Consider the following 19,186-nt stretch of genomic DNA (forward strand, 5'->3'; position numbering starts at 1 on the left):
GCCTCCGTGAGCGACAAGTGGTGGCAGTCCGCGGTGGTGTACCAGGTCTATCCGCGCAGCTTCGCGGACAGCGACGGGGACGGCATCGGCGACCTGCGCGGCATCATCCAGCACCTCGACCATCTGAAGGAGCTGGGGGTCGATGTCGTGTGGCTGTCGCCGATCTACGCATCCCCGCACGACGACAACGGTTACGACATCAGCGACTACCGGCGCATCGACCCGCTCTTCGGCACGTTCGACGACTTCGACGAGCTGCTCGCGGGTCTGCACGAGCGGGGGATCAAGCTGGTGATGGACCTCGTGGTCAACCACACGTCCGACGAGCACCCCTGGTTCGTCGAGTCCGCGTCCAGCCGCGACAGCCCCAAGCGCGACTGGTACTGGTGGCGGCCCGCGCGCGACGGTGCGCAGCCGGGGGCACACGGAGCCGAGCCGACCAACTGGGGATCCTTCTTCTCCGGGTCCGCCTGGCAACTGGACGAGCAGACCGGCGAGTACTACCTGCATCTGTTCTCGCGCAAGCAGCCGGACCTCAACTGGGAGAACCCCGAGGTGCGCGACGCGGTCTACGACATGATGAACTGGTGGCTCGATCGCGGCGTCGACGGCTTCCGGATGGACGTGGTCAACTTCCTCTCGAAGGATGTCTCGCTCCCCGACGGCGTCATCCCTCCGGGCGGCCTCTACGGCGAGGCGTACCCGTTCTTCGCGCAGGGGCCGCGCATCCACGAGTTCCTGCACGAGATGCACGAGCGGGTCTTCGCCGGCCGTGAGGACCGCTACCTGACCGTCGGCGAGATGCCCGGGGTCGACATCCCGGAGGCCCGGCGGTTCACCGACCCGGCCCGCGGCGAGCTCGACATGGTGTTCCAGTTCGAGCACGTCGACCTCGATCACGGCCCCGGCGGCAAGTGGGACCATCGACCGGCGACCGTGCTCGACCTCAAGCGCAACCTCGCGCAATGGCAGGAGGGTCTGCTCGACACCGGGTGGAACAGCCTGTACTGGAACAACCACGACCAGCCCCGGGTGGTCAGCCGGTTCGGCGACGACGGGGAGCACCGGGTCGCCTCGGCGAAGGCGCTCGGCACGGTGCTGCACCTGCTGCGCGGCACCCCGTACGTCTACCAGGGCGAGGAGCTCGGGATGACGAACGTGCCGTTCGACACGATCGACGACTTCCGCGACATCGAGACCCTCAACCACTACGCCGAAGCCGTGGACCTGCTCGGTCGCCCGGCCGACGAGGTGCTGGCGGCGCTGCGCCGCACCAGCCGGGACAACGCGCGCACGCCGATGCAGTGGACCGACGGCCCGCACGCCGGATTCACGACCGGCGAGCCATGGATCACCGTGAACCCGAACTCCACCGTGGTCAACGCCGCAGCCGAGCGTGCCGACCCCGACTCGGTGTTCGCGCACTACCGCGCCCTGATCGACCTGCGGCACCGGTCGCACGTCGTCGCCTCGGGCGGCTTCGAGCTCGTGCTCCCCGATCATGAGCAGATCTTCGGGTACGTGCGCGCTCTCGACGACGACGCGCTCCTCGTGCTGGTGAACCTGAGCGGCACGGTAGCCGTGTACGACCCGGCGGACCTCCCCGGCTGGGAGGCGGCGACGGTGGTGCTCGCCTCCGGCGGCGACGGGCCGGCCGGGCTCACGGGCGCCGTGCAGCCGTGGGAGGCTGTGGTCCTCCAGCGCTGAGCCGGCCGATCGTTCGGCCGCACCGTCCGCTCGCGCGCGGAGGAACCGGTGACCCCTTGCACCCGACCGTGGTCGGGTGTGGGATGGGCGCACGACGCGGGAGGCGATCATGGGTGATTTCGTGGCGAGGGCCGAGGTGACGGTGCGGGCGCCGCGCGCGGCGGTCTGGCGGGTGCTGACCTCCGACGGCGCGCATCCCGAGATCATGTTCGGCGCCGAGATCCGCTCCGACTGGCGACTCGGATCGACCATCACCTGGAGCGGGGAATGGAACGGTCGCGCCTTCCAGGACCACGGCCGGGTCATCGAGCTGGAGGACCGCGAGGATCCGTGGCGCATCGTGCTCACGCACTTCAGTCCGCTGTCGGGCCTGCCGGACGAGCCGGAGAACTACCACACGCTCCGCTTCGAGCTGGAGGAGACGGCGGCGGGGACCGTGCTCACGCTCGATCAGGACAACAACCCCACCCGGGAGGCCGCCGAGCACTCGCAGCGGAACTGGGCGCAGATGCTCGACGGCGTCCGGTCGGTGGCCGAACGGGACGCCGGAGAGGAACGGGTCGCCGGAGCCGAACAGGACTCCTGAGCAGGGTCAGTCGCCCAGGGCCTCGCGCAGGGCGGCGTCGAGGACGAGGTCGAAGGCGGCCACCGTCGCCGTGCGATCGCCGGTCAGCAGGAAGCCGAATTGCAGCCCGGCCGCCGCGTCCACCAGCGCGTGCGCCAGGACGCCGGCCCGCCGGCTCTCGACCCCCTGCCTCTTGAGCCAGGCGCGCACCGTCTCGCGCCACTCGGTGAAGGCGGTCGTGATGCGCTCGCCCAGGTCCGGCTCGATCGGCTCGAGCACGCCGGCCTCGAACTGCAGACGCAGGCCGGTCCGATTGCCGTCGCGCAGCGAGTGACGGAACGCCTGGCGGTACCAGTCGCGGAACTGCTCGCGATCGAACGACGGGATGTCGAACCCGATCTGCGACTCGGTCTGCTGCCGCACGCCCTCCTCGAGGATGGCGTCGATCATCTCCTGCCGGGAGCCGAAGTGGTAGACGAACGAGTACGTGCTGACGCCGAGTGCGTTCGCGAGGCTGCGGAACGTCATGCGGGAGAGCGGCTCGGTGGCCACATGGTCCATGATGCGGCTGAGGAGCTCCGGTTTCCGTGTCGGATCAGGTGTGCGTCCCACGCGCTAACGATAACGGAGTTTTCGTCATTTGTGCGGGGGAATTCGACGGCCTGCGGCAGCGGGGATCAGTGCCCGGCACCGCCTCCGCCGCCTTGGCCGCCGCCTCCGCCGTTGCCCTGGCCCCCGCCCTGAGCGCCGCCGTTTCCGCCGCCGGTCCCGGTCCCGGTGCCGGTCCCCGGCTGAGCGGGCGCGGTGGGCGTCGCCGGCTTCGGCGCCGGCGCCTCGTACACGTACTTCGAGGGAGGCGACGGGAAGGCGCTGCCTCCGTACGCGGCGTTGAGGGCGGCCACGATCGGCTTGACGATGGAGAACTTGACGTTGCCTCCGCCGACCCCGTTGAAGCTCTGACTGCGCAGGGCGACGGCTCCTTCCACATTCCCGACCCAGGTCGCTTGGGCGGTCTTGGTGGTGGAGGTCACCAGCCAGTTCTCGAGCGAGTCGTCTGTCGTGCCGGTCTTGCCGAAGATCGGGACGCCGTCGCCGGGGTTCGCGGACGCCGCCGTTCCGCCGCCGCGGAGAACACCCTGGAGTGCGTAGATGGCGGCCGCGGCCACTCCCGGATCGATCGGCGTCGGCGAGCACGTGCTCTTGGGGACCGCGTGCTCGCTGCCATCCGCGTCGACGATCTTGTCGATGGCGATCGGACTGCACGCGACGCCGTTGTTGGCGATGCCCGCGTACGCGGTCGCCATCGTCAGCGGCGCGATGTAGTTGGTCCCGAGCACCGACGACGGGTTCGCACGGAACGGGTTGATCGACTCGTCGGCGCCGTGCACGAGCAGGTCCTGCGCGCGTTGCTTGATGCCGCAGAGATCGAGCTGCGTGGCCATCTTCGCGAAGATCGTGTTGATGGACTGGGCGGTCGCGTTCATCACGGTGGTGCTGCCGACCGTCTCGCCCTCGTCGTTCGCCACGTTCCAGGGCTGACCGCCGATGTCGGCGCACGGGTCGCTCTCGTGGAACGCGCTCTGCGGGAAGCTGTGCTGGGTGCCGCTCACCGTCTGGTAGAGCGAGTGGCCCTCCTGCAGCCACTCGAGCAGGTCGAACGCCTTGTACGACGAACCGGTCTGGAACCCTTGGGAACCGCCGTAGTCGCTGTCCGTGTTGTAGTTGACGGCGGTGGTCCCCGGCGCCGGTTGCGCCGTGTTGTCGTACGGCCGGTTCTGCACCATCGTGATCACCCGCCCGCTGCCGACCTCCACCGATACATTGGAGGCGCCCAGATCGAGACGCGGACTGGTGGGCGGGATGTAGGCGCTGAGAGCGGACTGCGCCGAGTGCTGCAGATCGAGGTTCAGGGTCGTGTAGATCTTGAGCCCGCCACGGGTGAGGAAGCTGGAGCGCTCGTCATCCGTCTTGCCGAAGGTCGGATCCTTCTCGATGATCCGCTCGACGTAGTCGCAGAAGAACGCCGCGTTGTACTGTTGCGCCGTCATGCACCCGTTCTGCACGGGGGTGATCTTGGGTTCGACAGGCGTCGCCTTGGCCGCGTCGTGCTCCGCCTGGGTGATCTTGCCGTTGACCAGCATCCGGTCGAGCACGTAGTTGCGGCGGTCGAGGGTGGCCTTGTACCCGTTGGCCGCGCCGTTCTCTTTACTGTCCGGCTGGTCGATGCGCAGGTTGTCCGGGTTGTTCAGGATGGCGATGAGTGTCGCAGCCTGCTGCAGGTTCACGTCTTTCGCGGAGACGCCGAAGTAGTACGCCGCGGCGGACTGCACCCCGTAGACGCGGCCGCCGAAGAGGGCGATGTTCAGGTAGCTCTGCAGGATCTCGTTCTTCGAGTACTCCTTCTCGAGCCCGATGGAGTAGCGCATCTCCTTGAGCTTGCGTACCGGGTCGACCTCGGTGGCGTCGTTGTAGCAGGCCCTGTAGGCCGCGAGCTGCTTCTTCTGCACCTCGGCGGAGGCGGTCAGATCAGGCTGCTTGTTCTCGCAGCGCTGCACGAGGATGTTCTTCACGTACTGCTGGGTGATGGAGGACCCGCCCTGCACCGACTTGTGCAGAGCCGTGAGCACGGCGCCGCGCAGCGTGCCCGTCACATCGATCCCGCCGTGCTCATAGAAGCGCGGATCCTCGGTGGCGATGGCCGCATCCTTGAGGTTCTGCGAGATCGCGTCCCAGCCCACCTCGACCCGGTTCTGCGAGTAGAAGCTCGCGATCGGCACCGGCTGGCCGTTGGAGGTGGCGTACATCGTCGATGCCTGCGCCAGCGGCTCGACCTTGATGTACTCCGGGAGGCCGTCGAACACGCCGATGGTCGAGTCCGCGGCGGAGCCGGTGAGGGCGACGGCCGGGGTGACGGCCGCCGCGGCGAGGACTCCCGCGATGCCGCTCAGCGCGACGAATCCGACGAGCGCAGGCGCCCACTTCCATCTTCTGCGTGTCGTCGAGGCCATGCGCGTCATGATACGCGCGGCGTCCCGCACCTTCGCCGAGGCAGACGCTCAGATTCCGGAGAGGCGACGGGACGGCCCGTGGCGGGGATGACGAGATGCGCGCGTGCCAGCGGGGACGGCGCACCCGACGCCTGAGCATGCTCGCAGGAAATGCCCTCACGGGTCGGACCTGCTGTGGCGTCAGCGCGCTCGCATCCGCCGGGGAACGATCAGGCCGCGCCGCGCAGTTTGTCGCAGAGGGCCGCCAGCGTCTCCAGCTCGTCGGGATCGAGCCGTCCACCGACACGGTCGGTGATCGTCTTCATGTGCTCCACCGCCACGCTGCGGAACATCTCGAACCCGGTGTCGGTGAGCATGATCAGGGTGCCCCGCGCATCGACGGGGTCGGGGCACTTGGCGACCAGTCCGCGGGCCACGAGGCGGTCGACCAGCCGGCTGACGCTGGGCTGGGTGAGGAGCACGTGCTTGTTGAGGTCGCGCAGTCGCAGTCGGCGGTCCGGCTGGCGGGAGAGGTTGAACAGCACGTCGTACTCGTTGAACGAGATGTCCTTGGTGGGGAACTCCGTGGCGAGGGAGCGCATGACGGCCACCTGGGCGCGGAAGAGCGATTCCCACGCCGTGACGGCGGTGATGCGGTGTCGGGCGGGAGCCGTCCCGGTGGCGCTGCTGCTCATGACGCCTGCCTTCCCTGTTCGAGCGCGACTCAATGCATTCGCATCTTCTCATCATCCGCCGACAGCGCCATCCGTGCCAGCACGGCAGGAATCGGGACCGACGAGAGGGGGGACCGAGAGGGGGGACCGAGAGGGGAAGGAGAGGACGGGGAGACAGATTGAGGGCCGGCCGCAGAGGCTAGCGGCCGGCCCTCTCCCTTGCACCAAGAGTGTCCTGCAATCACATTCCGCGATGGCTGCCACAGCAAACAACCATTGCTCTTGAACTATATAACGAAGTGGTAACGGGATCTAGTTATCAAGTCGTTATTTTTGCTGCGAGTTCGCTATGTGCCGATGCGGAGGCGCTCAGTTCAGGGTGAACGTCTGCGCCGGGGCTCCGTTGCAGTCCCAGATCCGCAGCTGCGTGCCGTCGGCGGTCGCCCCGTTCGGCGCGTCCAGGCAGTAGCCGGACGCGGGGTTGCGCAGAGCGCCGTTCGCCTGCGGGACCCAGTGCTGGCCGCCGACCCCGTTGCAGTCGTGCAGCTGGACGCCCGCCCCCATCGTCGTCGAGTTGTCGATGACATCGAGGCAGCGACCGATCGTCCGGACGCTCTGGTCGGCGGGGGAGTACGTCCACTGCTGGTCGCGCGCCTCCGCGTTGCCGCCCGGTGCGCCGGTGACGATGTTCTGGCAGGTCCAGAGCTGCACGCGCTGGTTGTTCACATCCAGATCGTTTCCGGCGACATCGACGCACTTCGACGCGGCGCCGGAGACCGGGTGCAGGATCGGCGTGGTGATCGTGAACTTCTGCGCGGCGGCGCCATTGCAGGTCCAGATGCGCAGAGGCGTGCCGTTGGCCGTGTTGCCGTTCGGCGCGTCGAGGCACAGGCCCGAGGCGGGGTTCTTGATCGAGCCGTCCGCCTGCGGGAGCCACTGCTGGCCGGCGACCCCGTTGCAGTCGTAGAGCTCCACGCCGGTGCCGAGGGTGGTGACGTTGCCGTCGACGTCGAGGCAGCGGCCGAGGGTGCTCAGCGTCCCCTCTCCGATGATGCTGCCCGCCCAGTGCTGGTCCGCCGCCAGGTCGCGGCAGTCCCACAGCTGGACGACGGCGAGGTTGCCCCCGGTGTCGTCGCCAGCGACGTCGACGCACTTGCCTCCGGGCCCGACGATCGCACGGCCGGGGCCGCCTCCCGTGCTGACGCCGTCGTAATGCTGCGCCACGATGTTGGCCTGGACGGCGTCCTCGGCGGCGTTGGTCGCGTAGCCGGTGGTCATGACGCCCTCGAAGAACGACTGGGTTCCGCGGTTGGAGTTGTCGCCGCCGGCGCCGAGTCCGATCGAGCCTTCGAGCTTCATCGGCTTCCACGTGCTCCCGAATCGGTCGACCCCGTCGGGGAGGGCGCCGTCGTACCAGGTCGAGAGTGCGCCGGACTGGGAGTTCCCGCCCTTCAGGGCGAAGGTGTTCACGCCGTTGTTCTTGAGCACGGCGGTGACGAACTTCGACGCGTTGCCCTGATTGGGCGTCCAGACGGCGGTCTTGCCCTGGAAGACGCCCTCCTCCAGATCGGCCTGCACCCACGGGCCGTGACCGGTCGCTCCCTTCGCGCCGAGGGTGGAGAGGTTGAGCGTGTCCATGTGGCCGGCGCCGGTGTCGACGGTGTCGGTCTCGACGTTCCCGAAGTCGGAGCAGCAGGCGCTGTTCACGTTCGTCCCGCTGGCGACCTCGTACATCGACTCGGGGTTCGCGCCCCGCGCCGTCCCGATCGTCACGGTGCTGGAGCGCCGGTACGCGACGCCCGGCGGCAGGTAGAGGCCGTAGGCCTTGGTGCCGCCGACCGTGATCGGCAGGGCGGCCGCGTTCGCGGGGGCGTTGGCCGCGCCTTGCTCTCCGGCGGGCGCCGGCGTGAGGTCGTTGTGGTTCGCCGACTGGTCGTAGACGATTGGGATGGCGCAGCTGGTCCCGGCGCAGAACGCGTCCTGCTGCGAGGCGTCGGCGTAGCCGCCCGCGGAGAGCAGGCCGATGTTCCGCGTGGCGCCGTCGGAGGCGCGCTTCACCTGGTACAACGGGCCGTTGTAGGCCGAGTAGAGCGCGCGCGCCGGGCTGTAGGCGGCCACGCACGGCGTGCCCGCCGTCGCGTAGATGTCGCACGGCCCGGTGCCGGCCGCCTCGGCGGGGGAGGCGGTGGCGAGCGGCGCGGTCAGAAGCGCGAGGACGAGGGCCAGGAGGCCGAGCGCCGCTGTGAGCGGCCGCCTGCTGGTCGGTGGGTTCGCGGTGTGCACGTGTGTCCATCCTTTCGAGCGTCGTTGCTGTCGGATGCGATCCAGTCAATCGTTAAAGCACGGCGATCGTCACGCGGTCCCTTCGAATGATCCTCAGTGCTTAATCGTTAAAACATCGATCGCACTCAGGACTATAGAGGACGGCGACGCGCGAGGGAAGATCCCCTCGGCGGGGAGAGCCCGCTCGCCGGAGAACCAGTCAGACGGGCAGGACGGCCGCCTCGTCGGCCGTGGAGTCCAGCGGCTGGCAGCCGCAGGACTGCCGGAGCACCAGCTCGACATCGACGACGTGCCGGCGCCAGCCTCCCTCGTCGCCGGCCATGATCTCGAACAGCCGGGCAGTGGCCAGACGCGCGAGCCGCTGAGCCGGCACCCGCACGGTGGTGAGGCTGGGGGTGGTGACGCGGGCGAGGCCGAAGTCGTCGAATCCCGCGATCGAAAGGGCTCCCGGCACGTCGACGCCCGCGGCCCGCAGCGTCGTCAGCGCCCCGAAGGCCATGTCGTCGTTGGCGGCGACCAGGCCGTCGATCCTCTGGATGCCCGAGCCCAGGCCGCGGATGGCGGCGGCGCCGGACTCCTCGCTCAGGTCGCCTTCCACGATCTGGGCGTCGCGCTCGAGTCCGTGCGCGCTCACCGCGTCCAGGAAGCCGTCGCGGCGGTCGACACCGGTCTGGTGATCGAGGGTGCCGGTGAGGTGCAGCAGCCGGCTGCGCCCGTGCGCGACGATGAGATGCTCGGTGATGGCGCGGGAGGCGGCACGGTCGTCGACGCCGACCGTGATGGCGGCGGGCAGGTAGGGGAAGCTGCCGATCATCACCACGGGCAACCCGCTGTCGATCAGGCGCTCGACGGTCGGATCCTCGATCGCCGCGCTGGTCAGGATGGCCCCGTCGGCGCTGTGGGAGCGCATCACGCGCTCGTATGCCGCGAGGCCGTGATCGTTGTCGGGGTTGGTGGAGACGAGCAGCTGGACGTCGTGCTCGTTCGCGACGGACGAGGTGCCCTCCAGCACGTGCATGAAGTAGCTGTGGCCGAACACGTGGGTCGCCGTGGTGGGCACGATCAGGGCGATCGTGCCCGCGTGCTGGTTGCGGAGCGCGCGAGCGGCGGAGCTGGGGACGTAGCCGAGCTCGCGCGCGGCCTCCTGGATCGTCTTGCGGGTGTCGACGCCGATGCGCGGGTTGTCCGCGAGCGCCATCGAGACGGCGGACGGCGTCACGCCGACCTTGTCGGCGATGTCTCTGAGGGTGACGCGTCGCATCCGCCCGCGATCCACCATTCCTCGACTCCTCCCGCGCCCGGACGATCCCGAGTGCTCCTTACCGTAGCTCATGCCTCAGGCGCCGCCGGCCTCCTCCCGCCCGGTCACGATCGACCGGATCACGGCCACCGGGAGCTTGGGCCTGCGGTCCTCCGTGAGCAGCCCGTTCGCCTCCTGCATCGTGTCGGTCAGCTGCGTGTAGCAGGTGCCCGCGAGCACGGTGCTGGACCGCAGCGCGCCGTAGAGTCCACGGAGCGCGCCCTCGAACTGCTCGGCGGTCGTGGCGGTGGAGTAGCCCCAGCTGTCGTCGGGCGCGTTCGTCCGGTCCGGCTGGAACTCGACACCGCCGAACTCGGTCAGCATGAGCGGCGCCGACGGGTCGAACGCGTCGGTGAGCACCATCGCGCGCCCGGCCGGGCCGACGCCGGTGCGCAGGGCGGCCGCGGCCGCCGCGTCGCGGTAGCGGTCGCGCACCGTGTCCGGGTCGTGGTCGTAGTCGTGGACGCTCAGGATGTCCGACTCCAGGTGCTCCCACCCGTCGTTGGAGATCACCGGCCTGGTCGGGTCGATGGCACGGGTGAGCTGCACGAGGGCGCGGGCGAACGCCTGCTGGGCCGGGTCCGCCGCGACGTCCTGGATCCCCCAGCTCTCGTTCATCGGCACCCACGTGACGATCGAGGGATGCGACCGGTCGCGGTCCAGCGCCTCCAGCCACTCCCGGGTGAGCCGCTCGACCGCGGTCGGCGAGAAGCGATAGGCCGCAGGGGCCTCGCCCCAGAGCAGCAGCCCGAGCCGGTCCGCCCAGTACAGGAACCGCGGGTCCTCGATCTTCTGGTGCACGCGGGCGGCGTCGAAGCCCAGCGAGAGGATGAGCTCGACCTCCTCGCGGAGCGCGGCCTCGCTCGGTGCGGCCAGGTGCGATTGCGGCCAGTAGCCCTGGCTGAGCACGGAGCGCAGATCCCGTGGGAGGCCGTTGAGCACGAAGTGCCCGTCGCGGACGCCGGTCGTGCGCAGGCCGAGGTAGCCGGCCACGGCGTCGATCGGCCCGGGCTCGTCCTCCCCCTCGTCGGCGCCCTCGAGCACGACGCCGACGTCGATGAGCCGCGGCGACTCCGGCGTCCACAGGATCCCCTCCCTGTCCTGCCCGTTGAGCAGGCGCGGGATGGTGACGGTGCCGGTGTGGCGCTGCGCGGACACGGCGGTGGTGGTCGCGGCGATCCGCTCGTCCCCGTCGAACAGCTCGACGCGGCAGCGCGTGCCGGGTGCCGGCGGGCGGTTGAGCCGGATCTCGTAGGCGACCGCGCCGCGGGGGAGGTCGGTGCTGAACTGGAGCTGCTCGACGAACGTCGCCGGGGTGGCCTCGAGCCAGACCGGCTGCCAGATCCCGGTCGTGCGCCGGTACCAGATGACGTGGGCGTCCTCCTGCCAGTCCTGCTTGCCGCGCGGCTGCTCGACGTCGGCCGCGCGGTCCTCCGCCCGCACCACCACGTGCTGCTCCCGGCCCGGGCGGAGCGCATCGGCGATGTCGAACGCGAAGGGCGTGTGGCCGCCCTCGTGCTCGCCGACGAACCGTCCGTTGACCCACACCCGAGCCCGGTAGTCGACCGCGCCGAACCGCAGATGCAGGCGCGGCCTCTCCTCGCCGTAGCCGGCTTCGAGGACGGTGTCCCAAGCGATTGTCCGCTGGTACCAGACGACGTCGTGGAAGCGGTCGTCGGCCACGCCCGATGCGGCGCTCTCGGGAGGGAAGGGGACGACGATCGTGCGGTCGAGGCGGTGGCCCGGGTCGAACCAGGACTCCCGCTCGCCCACCTCGGCGTCGTCGTGCGCGAACCCCCACTCGCCGTCCAGCGGCGCCCAGTGCTCACGCAACAGGGTGGGCCGGGGACGCGCGACCTCCTGGCGCCCGGCGCGCAGCGGCGCGCTCACTGGACACCCTCCGCGGGGGAGATGCGTGCGGCGTCGCGCGGGAACGCGCCGGCGGCGACCGTCGCGGTGCGACTCAGCGTGCCGTCGGGCTCCTCGGCCAGCTCGAACAGCCCCATCCGGCGGAAGAACGGCGTCAGTCCGCGCCCCGTCTCGGCGAAGGTCTCGGCGGTCGCATCGGTCGACGTCTCGGGGTCGAGCACGAACTCCTCCACGTTGCGTCCACCGGACGCGTACGACCAGTCGACGAAGTCGAGCAGGGGCCACCAGGTGAGCCCGCGCACGTCCATCCCCTCCTGGTGGAGGTCGTGGACGGTCGCGGCCGCAGCCTCGAGCCAATCGCGGCGCACCTCGGCGCTTCCCTCGATGCTGGTTTCGGTGACGAGCATGGGCAGATCGTAGCGTGCGCTCCACTCGGTGAGGACCGCACGCAGCCCCGTGCTCCACCGGTTGGCGGTCACCTGGCGCACCGCGCCGTCGGCGATCTGCAGCACACGGGGTGTGAGGTCGGGGTAGTAGTTGACGCCGAGCAGGTCGATCTCGGCCGCACCCGTGTGCAGTTCGGCGAGGTGCTCCGGGGCGGCGCCGTGCTCGCGCACCCACGCCTCCAGCGGATGCCGGTCGCCCACGCGGCCGAGCACCAGGTCGGTGGGGAGCGTCGCGAGGGAGCGCAGCAGTGCGACCTCGTCGCGCAGGGCCGACTCGCCGGTCTCGTAGATGGTCGAGGCCTCCACGTGCACGATCACCACGTCGGGGTTCGCCGCCCGTGCGGCCGCGATGGCGCGCTGCACACCGCGGGCGATGCCCACGGTCACCGTGGTCCAGCCGTCCCACCCGGTGAGCGCGGGAGGCCAGACGCCGCGCAGTCCGCAGAACGACGCGGTGGTGAGCGGCTCGTTGAGCGGCGTGAGGTGGTCGACCACCCCGCGGTAGCGCTCGGCGAAGGCGCCGGCGAACTCCGCGAGGGCATCCGGGAAGCCAGGGTCTGCGAAGGAGCCGTCCAGCCAGGTGGGGGTCCCGTAGTGCACCAGGTCGGCGATCACGGTGAGACCCTCCTCCTGCACGGCGTACGCGATCCGCTCGTCGAGGACGCTCCAGTCGAAGCGCCCCGGGGCGATGTGCACGAGCGGCCAGCTGACCCCGTAGCGCAGGCCGGTGGCGCCGAGGGCCGCGGCGGAGGCGATGTCCGAGCGCCAGTTCGTGTCATGGGCGGTGAGCTCGAACTCGTTGAGCGGACCCATCGAGGACCCGGGGGCGGGGTAGACGCAGGTGTCCTCGATCCCGATCAGCCAGTGCAGGCGGTCGTGCGGGAAGCCGGCGATGTGTGTCGTCACTTGAGTCCTGTCGTTGCGACGCCCGCGACGAAGTATCGCTGGGCGAGGAAGAATGCGATCGCGATGGGGAGCAGGGAGATCACGGCCCCGGCCATCAGGACCGCGTGGTCTGTCACGTGCTGGCCGCCGAAGAGGGCGAGGCCTGCGGGTAGCGTCCGCATCTCTGGTGTGCTGGTGACCACCAGCGGCCAGAGCAGGTCGTTCCAGAGGGCCGTGAAGTTGAGCACCGCCACGGTGGCGATGGCGGGCTTCGCCAGCGGAAGGATGATCTGCCAGTAGATCCGGAAATGGCCGGCGCCGTCGATCCGTGCCGCCTCGTCGAGCTCGCGCGGGATCGAGACGAAGAACTGCCGGAAGAGGAAGATGCCGAACGCGCTGGTCGCGCGCGGGATGATCAAGCCCTGGTAGCTGTTCAGCCACTGCAGGTGGAAGAGCTCGACGAAGACCGGGATCAGCGTCACCTGGAACGGCACCATCAGCGTGATGAGCACCAGCCAGAAGGCGATGGTCCGCCCGCGGAAGTCGATCCGCGCGAGCGCGTAGGCGCACATCGAGTCGAACAGCAGGGTCAGCAGGGTCGTGATGCCGGCGAAGACGATGGTGTTGAACACCAGCAGCAGGAACGGGAGCTGCTCCCACACGCCCTGGTAGCCGTGCAGCGTCCACTCGGTCGGGAACAGGCTCGCCGGGTTGCCGAACAGGTCGCGCTCGGTGCGGAACGAGGTCGAGAGCATCCAGATGAACGGCACCAGGGCGAAGATCAGACCCACTCCGACGAAGACCCAGCGGGAGACCGCGCCGAGCGTCGACGGGGCGTCGCGCCGCCGCGAGCGGCGCTCGGAGGCCCGGCCCGACGGCCGGCGGAGGGTTTCAGTCGACATCGTTGTACCTGAAGATTCTGAGTTGGAGGGCGGAGATGACCACGATCACCAGGAACAGCGCCCACGAGATCGCGGCCGCGTAGCCGGTCTGGAAGTTGACGAAGCCCTCGCGGAACAGCATGGTGACCAGCGTGTCCGTCGAGAACAGCGGACCGCCGCCCGTCATCACGTAGACGAGGTCGAAGAGCTGGAACGACTGGATCGTCATGATCAGCGTGCCGAAGAGCATGGTCGGGCGCAGTGCGGGCAGCGTGATGTAGCGCAGCAGCGCCCAGGAGCCGGCGCCGTCCAGCCGCGCTGCCTCGTACCGCTCGGCGGGCACGCCCTTCAGCCCGGCGATCAGGATGATCATGACGAATCCGGCGTTCTTCCAGATGTTCACGAAGATGATCGTCGGCAGCGCCAGCTCCGGCGACTGCAGGAAGCCGACGTTCCCCAGCCCCAGGGACGAGGTGATCGCGCCGACCAGCCCGAGTTCGGGGTCGAGCAGGAAGCGCCAGACCAGTCCGATCGACGTCAGCGAGACGACGGTGGGGAAGAAGAAGGCCGAACGGATGATGCGGGTGCCCAGGCCGTCGCGGGCGAGGGCGAGGGCGAGCGCCAGACCCAGCACGACGATCCCGGCGACCGAGATCACCGTGATCTCGATCGTGTGCAGCAGCGCGCCCCAGAACTTCGGGTCCTGGGTCAGCGCGATGTAGTTGCCGAGTCCGACCCACGGCTGGTCGTCGGCGCCGATCGTCCACTCGTGCAGGCTGTACCAGAACGAGACCAGGATCGGCCAGAGGACGAAGACGCCCAGGATGAGGAAGCTCGGAGCGAGGAACAGCAGGGCGGGGGAGAGGCGGAACCGGCGACGTCTCCGCTGCGCTCCGGGGACCCCGGTCCGGGAGCCGTCGAGCGGCTCCCGGACCTTCGTCAGAACGGTCATTTGGCGGAGCAGCCCGTCAGGTCGTCGATGGTCGCGGAGGCATCCTTGGTGCCCTGCGCCACCGAGGTGCCGCGGGTCAGGTTGCCGATCAGCGGCACGTAGCCGTCGGAGTCGACCTTGGTCGCGTTCGGCACCTGCGGCAGGTAGAGCCGGGAGCCGGGCACCTGCGCCGTGAACACCGACACCACCGGGTCGGCCTTGAGGTCGGCATCGTCGGCGAGATCGGTCCGCAGCGACGGGAATCCGGTCGCCAGCGAGAACTTCTTCTGCGCCGTCTTGCCGGTCCAGTAGGCGAGGAACTCCTGCGCCTCCTTCGGGTGCTTGCTCTTGGCCGAGATCGCGAGCGGGGCGGTCGAGCCGAGGGTCACCGGCTTGCCGGCGGAGTCGAGCGGCACGGAGATGATGCCCAGGTCGATCCCGGCCTTCTTGTATCCGGGTGCAGCCCAGGGGCCGTTGATCTCCATCGCGGCCTTGCCGGCCGAGAACAGCGCGTCGGCCTCGGCGCCGGTGAGCCCGACCGGGGAGATCTTGTCGTTGACGACGAGGTCGACCCACGGCTTCAGGCTGTTCTGGCCCTTCTCGCTGTCGAGCACGCTGCAGTTCTTGCTGTCGACGATGTCGCCGCCCTCGAGCCACTGCAGCACGGGCCACATCTGGATGGTGTTGTTGTCGGCGAGGACGAGACCGTAGGTGTCGCCGCTGGTCAGCTTCTTCGCCGCCGCCTTGAACTCGTCGACCGTGGTCGGCGGAGTGACGCCGGCGGCGGTGAAGAGCGCCTTGTTGTAGTAGAGGCTGAGCGTCGCGTAGTTCGCGGGCACGGCGTAGAGCTTCTTGTCGTACGTGAACTCGTCGACCAGGGCCGGAGCGAAGTCGTCGACGTTGATCGCGCTGTCGCCCGAGCCGGTGAGGGTGAGGGGCAGGACCGACTTGGTCTTGACGTACTGCGCGATGACGTTGGGGTCGGAGGCGGGTGCGGCGATGTCGGGGCCCTGGCCGGTCATCCACGCCGACGGCAGCTTCTGCTGGATGGTGTCCCACGGCTCCGCCGACATCGTGACCGTGATCCGCTTCTGCGAGGCGTTGAAGTCCTTGACGATCTGCTCGTAGCCGGGGGCGTCGCCGCCGGTGAATCCGGTCCAGACGGACAGCTTGACGGGGCCGGAGGAAGTGCCGCCGCCGCTGGAGCAGCCGGTGGCGAGCAGTCCGACCGCCGCAGCGACGGCCACGACGGCGAGCTGTTTCTTGTAGTGCATGGAGACTCTCCCTTGAGCGATGGGTAACGATGCTCGGATTGAGTGCTTCATCGTTAAAGCAGATCGTAGACGACGGACGGCATGGAACGCAATCCATGCTTCTCCGTCTTGGTCGCCGACGGGCGCGGCGGTCAGGCGGCGGGCGCCGGCGCAGGCGCCTCCCGCCGCAGGTGCAGCAGCGGGAACGGCCGCCCTTCGCCGTCGAGCTCCGATCGGCCGGTCTGGACGAACCCCTTGGCGGCGTAGAAGGCGCGGCCGCTCGCGTTGTCCTCGTTCACGTCGACGCGGAGCACGGGATGCTCGGCCGCGACGCCCTCCAGCAGCCGGGTGCCGATCCCCGAGCCGTGCCGGGCGGGGTCGACGAAGAGCATGTGGATCTCGCCGTCGTCCTGGGCGAGGAACCCGACGGGGTCGCCGTCGCGCTCGGCCACCCGCAGATCGGTCATCTGCGGCAGGTACTGCGCCACCATCCCCTCGTACCAGTCGATGTCGGCGGGGGTGAGGAAGTGGTGCGTGGCCTCCACGGCCTGTCGCCAGATGGCCAGCAGGACGGAGTGGTCGGCGGTGCGGGCGGGGCGGATCTCGAGAGGCACGGAGTCCACGCTAGCGAAGATCCTCCGCGCGCTGGACACGGTGCTCGGGATCGAATACTCTAAGCAAAGTATTCGGAGGTGAGCAATGTCGAAGCGCGCGATCGCGAACCCGCTGGCGCTGGCCGTCCTGGCCTGCCTGTGGGAAAAGCCGATGTATCCCTACGAGATGCAGACGACCATGCGAGAGCGCGGCAAAGAGGACAGCATCCGGCTGAACTTCGGCTCCCTCTACGCGGTCATCAAGTCGCTGCTGAAGCACGGGTTCGTCGAGATCGCGCAGACCGAGCGCGAAGGCAATCGCCCCGAGCGCGTCGTCTACCAGATCACCGAGGCCGGGCGCCGGGAGGCCGTCGACTGGCTCGGCGACCTCATCGCCGTCCCGGTGAAGGAGTATCCGGCCATCGAGACCGGGCTCTCCCTGCTCCCGATGCTGCCGCCGGCCGCCGCCGCCCACCTCCTGGAGCAGCGACTCGAACGGCTGGACGCCGACATCGCCGAGCGCCGTGCGCTCGCGGAGTCCAGCGGCCCGGCGCTCCCCGAGCTGTTCATGATCGAATTCCGCTACCGGCAGGCCGTGCTCGACGCCGAGCGCGCCTTCGTCGCCGACCTGCTGGCGCGGCTGCGCGCCGGGACGGTCGGCGGCTACGAGTGGTGGGAGCAGCTGCACGTGCTGCTCGAATCGGGCCTCAGCATGGCCGAGATCCAGCAGAGGATCGCGGCCGGCGCCTTCGGTGAGGAGGTGGCCGACCTGCTGGGGAACTGAACACCGCGGCACCCGCCGCACGCAGAACGATGGCCGAGGAGCGGCAACTCCCCGGCCATCGAGAAACCTTCAGTCGTTCCGTACGGAACCTGCGTCAACAGTCACCGAGGGTCGTATCGATGATATCGCCCGCTTCGGTGACCTCACAGAGAGGAAGCCATCGTGGCCTCATCCACCGGTCCGGCGCTCGCCGCCGACCAGCTCGTCAAGTCCTACCCCGGAGGGCGGGGAGCCCCGCCGGTCCGCGCTCTCGACGGCCTCGACTTCACGGTCGAACCGGGAACCGTCTTCGGCCTGCTCGGCCCGAACGGCGCCGGCAAGTCCACCACCATGAAGGTCCTGTCGACCCTCGCCCGCGCCGATTCCGGCCGAGCCTTCGTCGCCGGGATCGACGTCGCGCGGCATCCCGCGCGCGTGCGCCGCGCCATCGGGTTCGTCGCACAGAAGGCCGTCTCCGACCCGATGGACACGGGCCTCGAGAACCTCGTCCTCGCCGGCCGGCTGCAGGGCATGAGCGGACGGGACGCCCGAGGCCGTGCCCGCGAGCTGCTGGAGCGCTTCGGGCTGACCGGGCACGCCGGCCGACAGGTCAAGACCTACTCCGGCGGCATGGCGCGCAAGCTCGATGTCGCTCTCGGCCTCATGCACCGCCCGCAGGTGCTCTTCCTCGATGAGCCGACCACCGGTCTCGACCCGGAGGCGCGCACCGAGCTCTGGCTCGAACTCGAGCGGCTCGCCGCCGACGAACGCCTCACGGTGCTGCTGACGACGCACTACCTCGACGAGGCCGACCGCCTGGCGGACCGGCTCGCGATCGTCGACCACGGCCGGGTCGTCGCGGGCGGCACGCCCGACGAGTTGAAGAGCGGACTCCACGGCGACACCGTCATCGTCGAGGTCGCGCCGGACGGCGACCCGTTCGCCGCCCTCGCGGCCCTGGAGGCAGTGGCGGCGCTGCGCGACATCGGCGGCGACGGGCGCACCCTGCGCGCCCGCGCCGACGACGGTGCCGCGACCCTGCCGCTCGCCCTCGCCGCCCTCGAGGCCGCGGCCGTCGCCGTCGCCTCCGCCACCGTCGCCCGGCCGAGCCTGGACGACGTCTACCTGCGGCACACCGGCCGCACCTTCACGCGGGCGCAGGCGTCCGCCGAGCACGTCCTGGAGAACGCATCATGACCACCGTCACCGCCCCCGTGCGCACCGCCCGTCGCAGCACGGGCCCGACCTTCCTCACCCACACGCTTCTGCTGACGGGCCGGCAGCTGCGCTGGGCCATCCGCATGCCGGCGTTCCTGGTGATGAACCTGGTGCAGCCGATCATCTGGCTGCTGCTCTTCGGCCAGCTCTTCAAATCGGTCGTGGAGATCCCCGGCTTCGGGGTCGGCCAGAGCTACCTCGAATACCTGACTCCCGGTGTCGTCATGATGCTCGCCCTGTTCGGCAGTGCGTGGTCGGGCACGGTCTACATCCAGGACATGGAACGCGGGGTGATGGATCGGCTGCTCACGTCACCGGCGAACCGCGGCGCGATGATCGTCTCGACGCTCGTCTACCAGTCGATCCTCGCGGTGTTCCAGTCGCTGATCGTCGTCGGCATCGCGTTCTGGGCCGGCGCCCGGTTCGACGGCGGCGTTGGCGGCATCCTGCTGCTCCTGCTCGGCGTCGTGCTGCTCACCGCCGTGTTCTGCTCGCTGTCGAACGCGGTCGCACTGCTCGCACGGGATCAGACCGCCCTGATCGGGATCTCGCAGCTGATCACCCTGCCGCTGATGTTCCTCAGCTCGGCGATCATGAACACCACGCTGTCGCCCGAGTGGGTGCGGAACGTCGCCGCGTACAACCCGTTCGAGTGGGCGGTGATCGTCGGCAGGGAGGCGCTCAGCGCGCATCCCGACACCGCGGCCCTCTGGGCCCATGTCGGGCTGCTCGCCGGCCTCGCCGTCGTCATGGCCGCCCTCGCGACCAGCGCCTTCCGCGTCTACCAGCGCAGCGCCTGATCACAGCCACCTCGCATCGGGCCGGGCAGCC

General features: G+C 69.6%; 16 protein-coding genes. 5 read left to right on the plus strand and 11 right to left on the minus strand.

The window, feature by feature from the left end; translation table 11 throughout:
* Window positions 1–6 precede the first annotated feature (6 nt).
* A complete protein-coding gene (locus tag U870_RS0103340; protein ID WP_025156001.1) occupies window positions 7–1,707 on the plus strand; it encodes an alpha-glucosidase in 1,701 nt (566 codons plus the stop codon).
* 109 nt (window positions 1,708–1,816) lie between these two features.
* Window positions 1,817–2,293: an SRPBCC family protein gene (locus tag U870_RS0103345; RefSeq protein ID WP_025156002.1), complete on the plus strand. Its 477-nt coding sequence runs from the start codon at window positions 1,817–1,819 to the stop codon at window positions 2,291–2,293.
* 6 nt (window positions 2,294–2,299) lie between these two features.
* Here U870_RS0103345 and U870_RS0103350 read toward each other — a convergent pair whose 3' ends face one another.
* The 11 genes from U870_RS0103350 to U870_RS0103405 all read right to left on the minus strand — a co-directional run bounded on the left by U870_RS0103350 (window position 2,300) and on the right by U870_RS0103405 (window position 16,395).
* Window positions 2,300–2,884, minus strand: coding sequence for a TetR/AcrR family transcriptional regulator (locus U870_RS0103350; RefSeq protein WP_025156003.1), 585 nt, complete (start codon window positions 2,882–2,884; stop codon window positions 2,300–2,302).
* A gap of 65 nt (window positions 2,885–2,949) precedes the next feature.
* A complete protein-coding gene (locus U870_RS0103355; RefSeq protein WP_025156004.1) occupies window positions 2,950–5,280 on the minus strand; it encodes a transglycosylase domain-containing protein in 2,331 nt (776 codons plus the stop codon).
* A 209-nt stretch (window positions 5,281–5,489) separates the two neighbouring features.
* A complete protein-coding gene (locus tag U870_RS0103365) occupies window positions 5,490–5,954 on the minus strand; it encodes a MarR family winged helix-turn-helix transcriptional regulator (protein ID WP_025156005.1) in 465 nt (154 codons plus the stop codon).
* A gap of 348 nt (window positions 5,955–6,302) precedes the next feature.
* Entirely contained in the window at window positions 6,303–8,216 is a 1,914-nt protein-coding gene (locus U870_RS0103370; RefSeq protein ID WP_025156006.1) for an arabinofuranosidase catalytic domain-containing protein, read from the minus strand.
* A gap of 199 nt (window positions 8,217–8,415) precedes the next feature.
* The gene (locus U870_RS0103375) at window positions 8,416–9,495 is read right to left on the minus strand and encodes a LacI family DNA-binding transcriptional regulator (RefSeq protein ID WP_025156007.1); all 1,080 of its coding nucleotides are present in this window, start codon (window positions 9,493–9,495) and stop codon (window positions 8,416–8,418) included.
* Window positions 9,496–9,552: 57 nt separating this feature from the next.
* A complete protein-coding gene (locus tag U870_RS0103380) occupies window positions 9,553–11,406 on the minus strand; it encodes a glycoside hydrolase family 2 protein (RefSeq protein WP_205288716.1) in 1,854 nt (617 codons plus the stop codon).
* Window positions 11,403–12,737, minus strand: a complete 1,335-nt coding sequence (locus U870_RS0103385) for a family 1 glycosylhydrolase (protein WP_025156009.1) — start codon at window positions 12,735–12,737, stop codon at window positions 11,403–11,405. Before U870_RS0103385 ends, U870_RS0103380 begins: the two co-directional genes overlap by 4 nt.
* Window positions 12,734–13,618, minus strand: coding sequence for a carbohydrate ABC transporter permease (locus U870_RS0103390; RefSeq protein WP_025156010.1), 885 nt, complete (start codon window positions 13,616–13,618; stop codon window positions 12,734–12,736). The genes U870_RS0103385 and U870_RS0103390 overlap by 4 nt, the downstream gene beginning before the upstream one ends.
* A complete protein-coding gene (locus U870_RS0103395) occupies window positions 13,608–14,549 on the minus strand; it encodes a carbohydrate ABC transporter permease (RefSeq protein WP_025156011.1) in 942 nt (313 codons plus the stop codon). The genes U870_RS0103390 and U870_RS0103395 overlap by 11 nt, the downstream gene beginning before the upstream one ends.
* Window positions 14,546–15,802 carry an ABC transporter substrate-binding protein gene (locus U870_RS0103400; protein WP_025156012.1) on the minus strand — a complete coding sequence of 419 codons (1,257 nt, stop codon included), beginning with the start codon at window positions 15,800–15,802 and terminating at the stop codon, window positions 14,546–14,548. The genes U870_RS0103395 and U870_RS0103400 overlap by 4 nt, the downstream gene beginning before the upstream one ends.
* Window positions 15,803–15,933: 131 nt before the next feature.
* Entirely contained in the window at window positions 15,934–16,395 is a 462-nt protein-coding gene (locus tag U870_RS0103405) for an acetyltransferase (protein ID WP_043709353.1), read from the minus strand.
* Between the two features lie 85 nt (window positions 16,396–16,480).
* Here U870_RS0103405 and U870_RS0103410 point away from each other — a divergent pair, with 85 nt between their 5' ends.
* The 3 genes from U870_RS0103410 (at window position 16,481) to U870_RS0103420 (ending at window position 19,155) form a co-directional block, all read left to right on the plus strand.
* Window positions 16,481–17,158, plus strand: coding sequence for a helix-turn-helix transcriptional regulator (locus U870_RS0103410; RefSeq protein WP_025156014.1), 678 nt, complete (start codon window positions 16,481–16,483; stop codon window positions 17,156–17,158).
* Window positions 17,159–17,320: 162 nt separating this feature from the next.
* Window positions 17,321–18,334, plus strand: coding sequence for an ABC transporter ATP-binding protein (locus tag U870_RS0103415; protein ID WP_025156015.1), 1,014 nt, complete (start codon window positions 17,321–17,323; stop codon window positions 18,332–18,334).
* Window positions 18,331–19,155 carry an ABC transporter permease gene (locus U870_RS0103420; protein WP_025156016.1) on the plus strand — a complete coding sequence of 275 codons (825 nt, stop codon included), beginning with the start codon at window positions 18,331–18,333 and terminating at the stop codon, window positions 19,153–19,155. The genes U870_RS0103415 and U870_RS0103420 overlap by 4 nt, the downstream gene beginning before the upstream one ends.
* Window positions 19,156–19,186: the final 31 nt, after the last annotated feature.

This window comes from Leifsonia aquatica H1aii (assembly GCF_000633535.1).
GTDB classification, from domain to species: domain Bacteria; phylum Actinomycetota; class Actinomycetes; order Actinomycetales; family Microbacteriaceae; genus Leifsonia; species Leifsonia aquatica_A.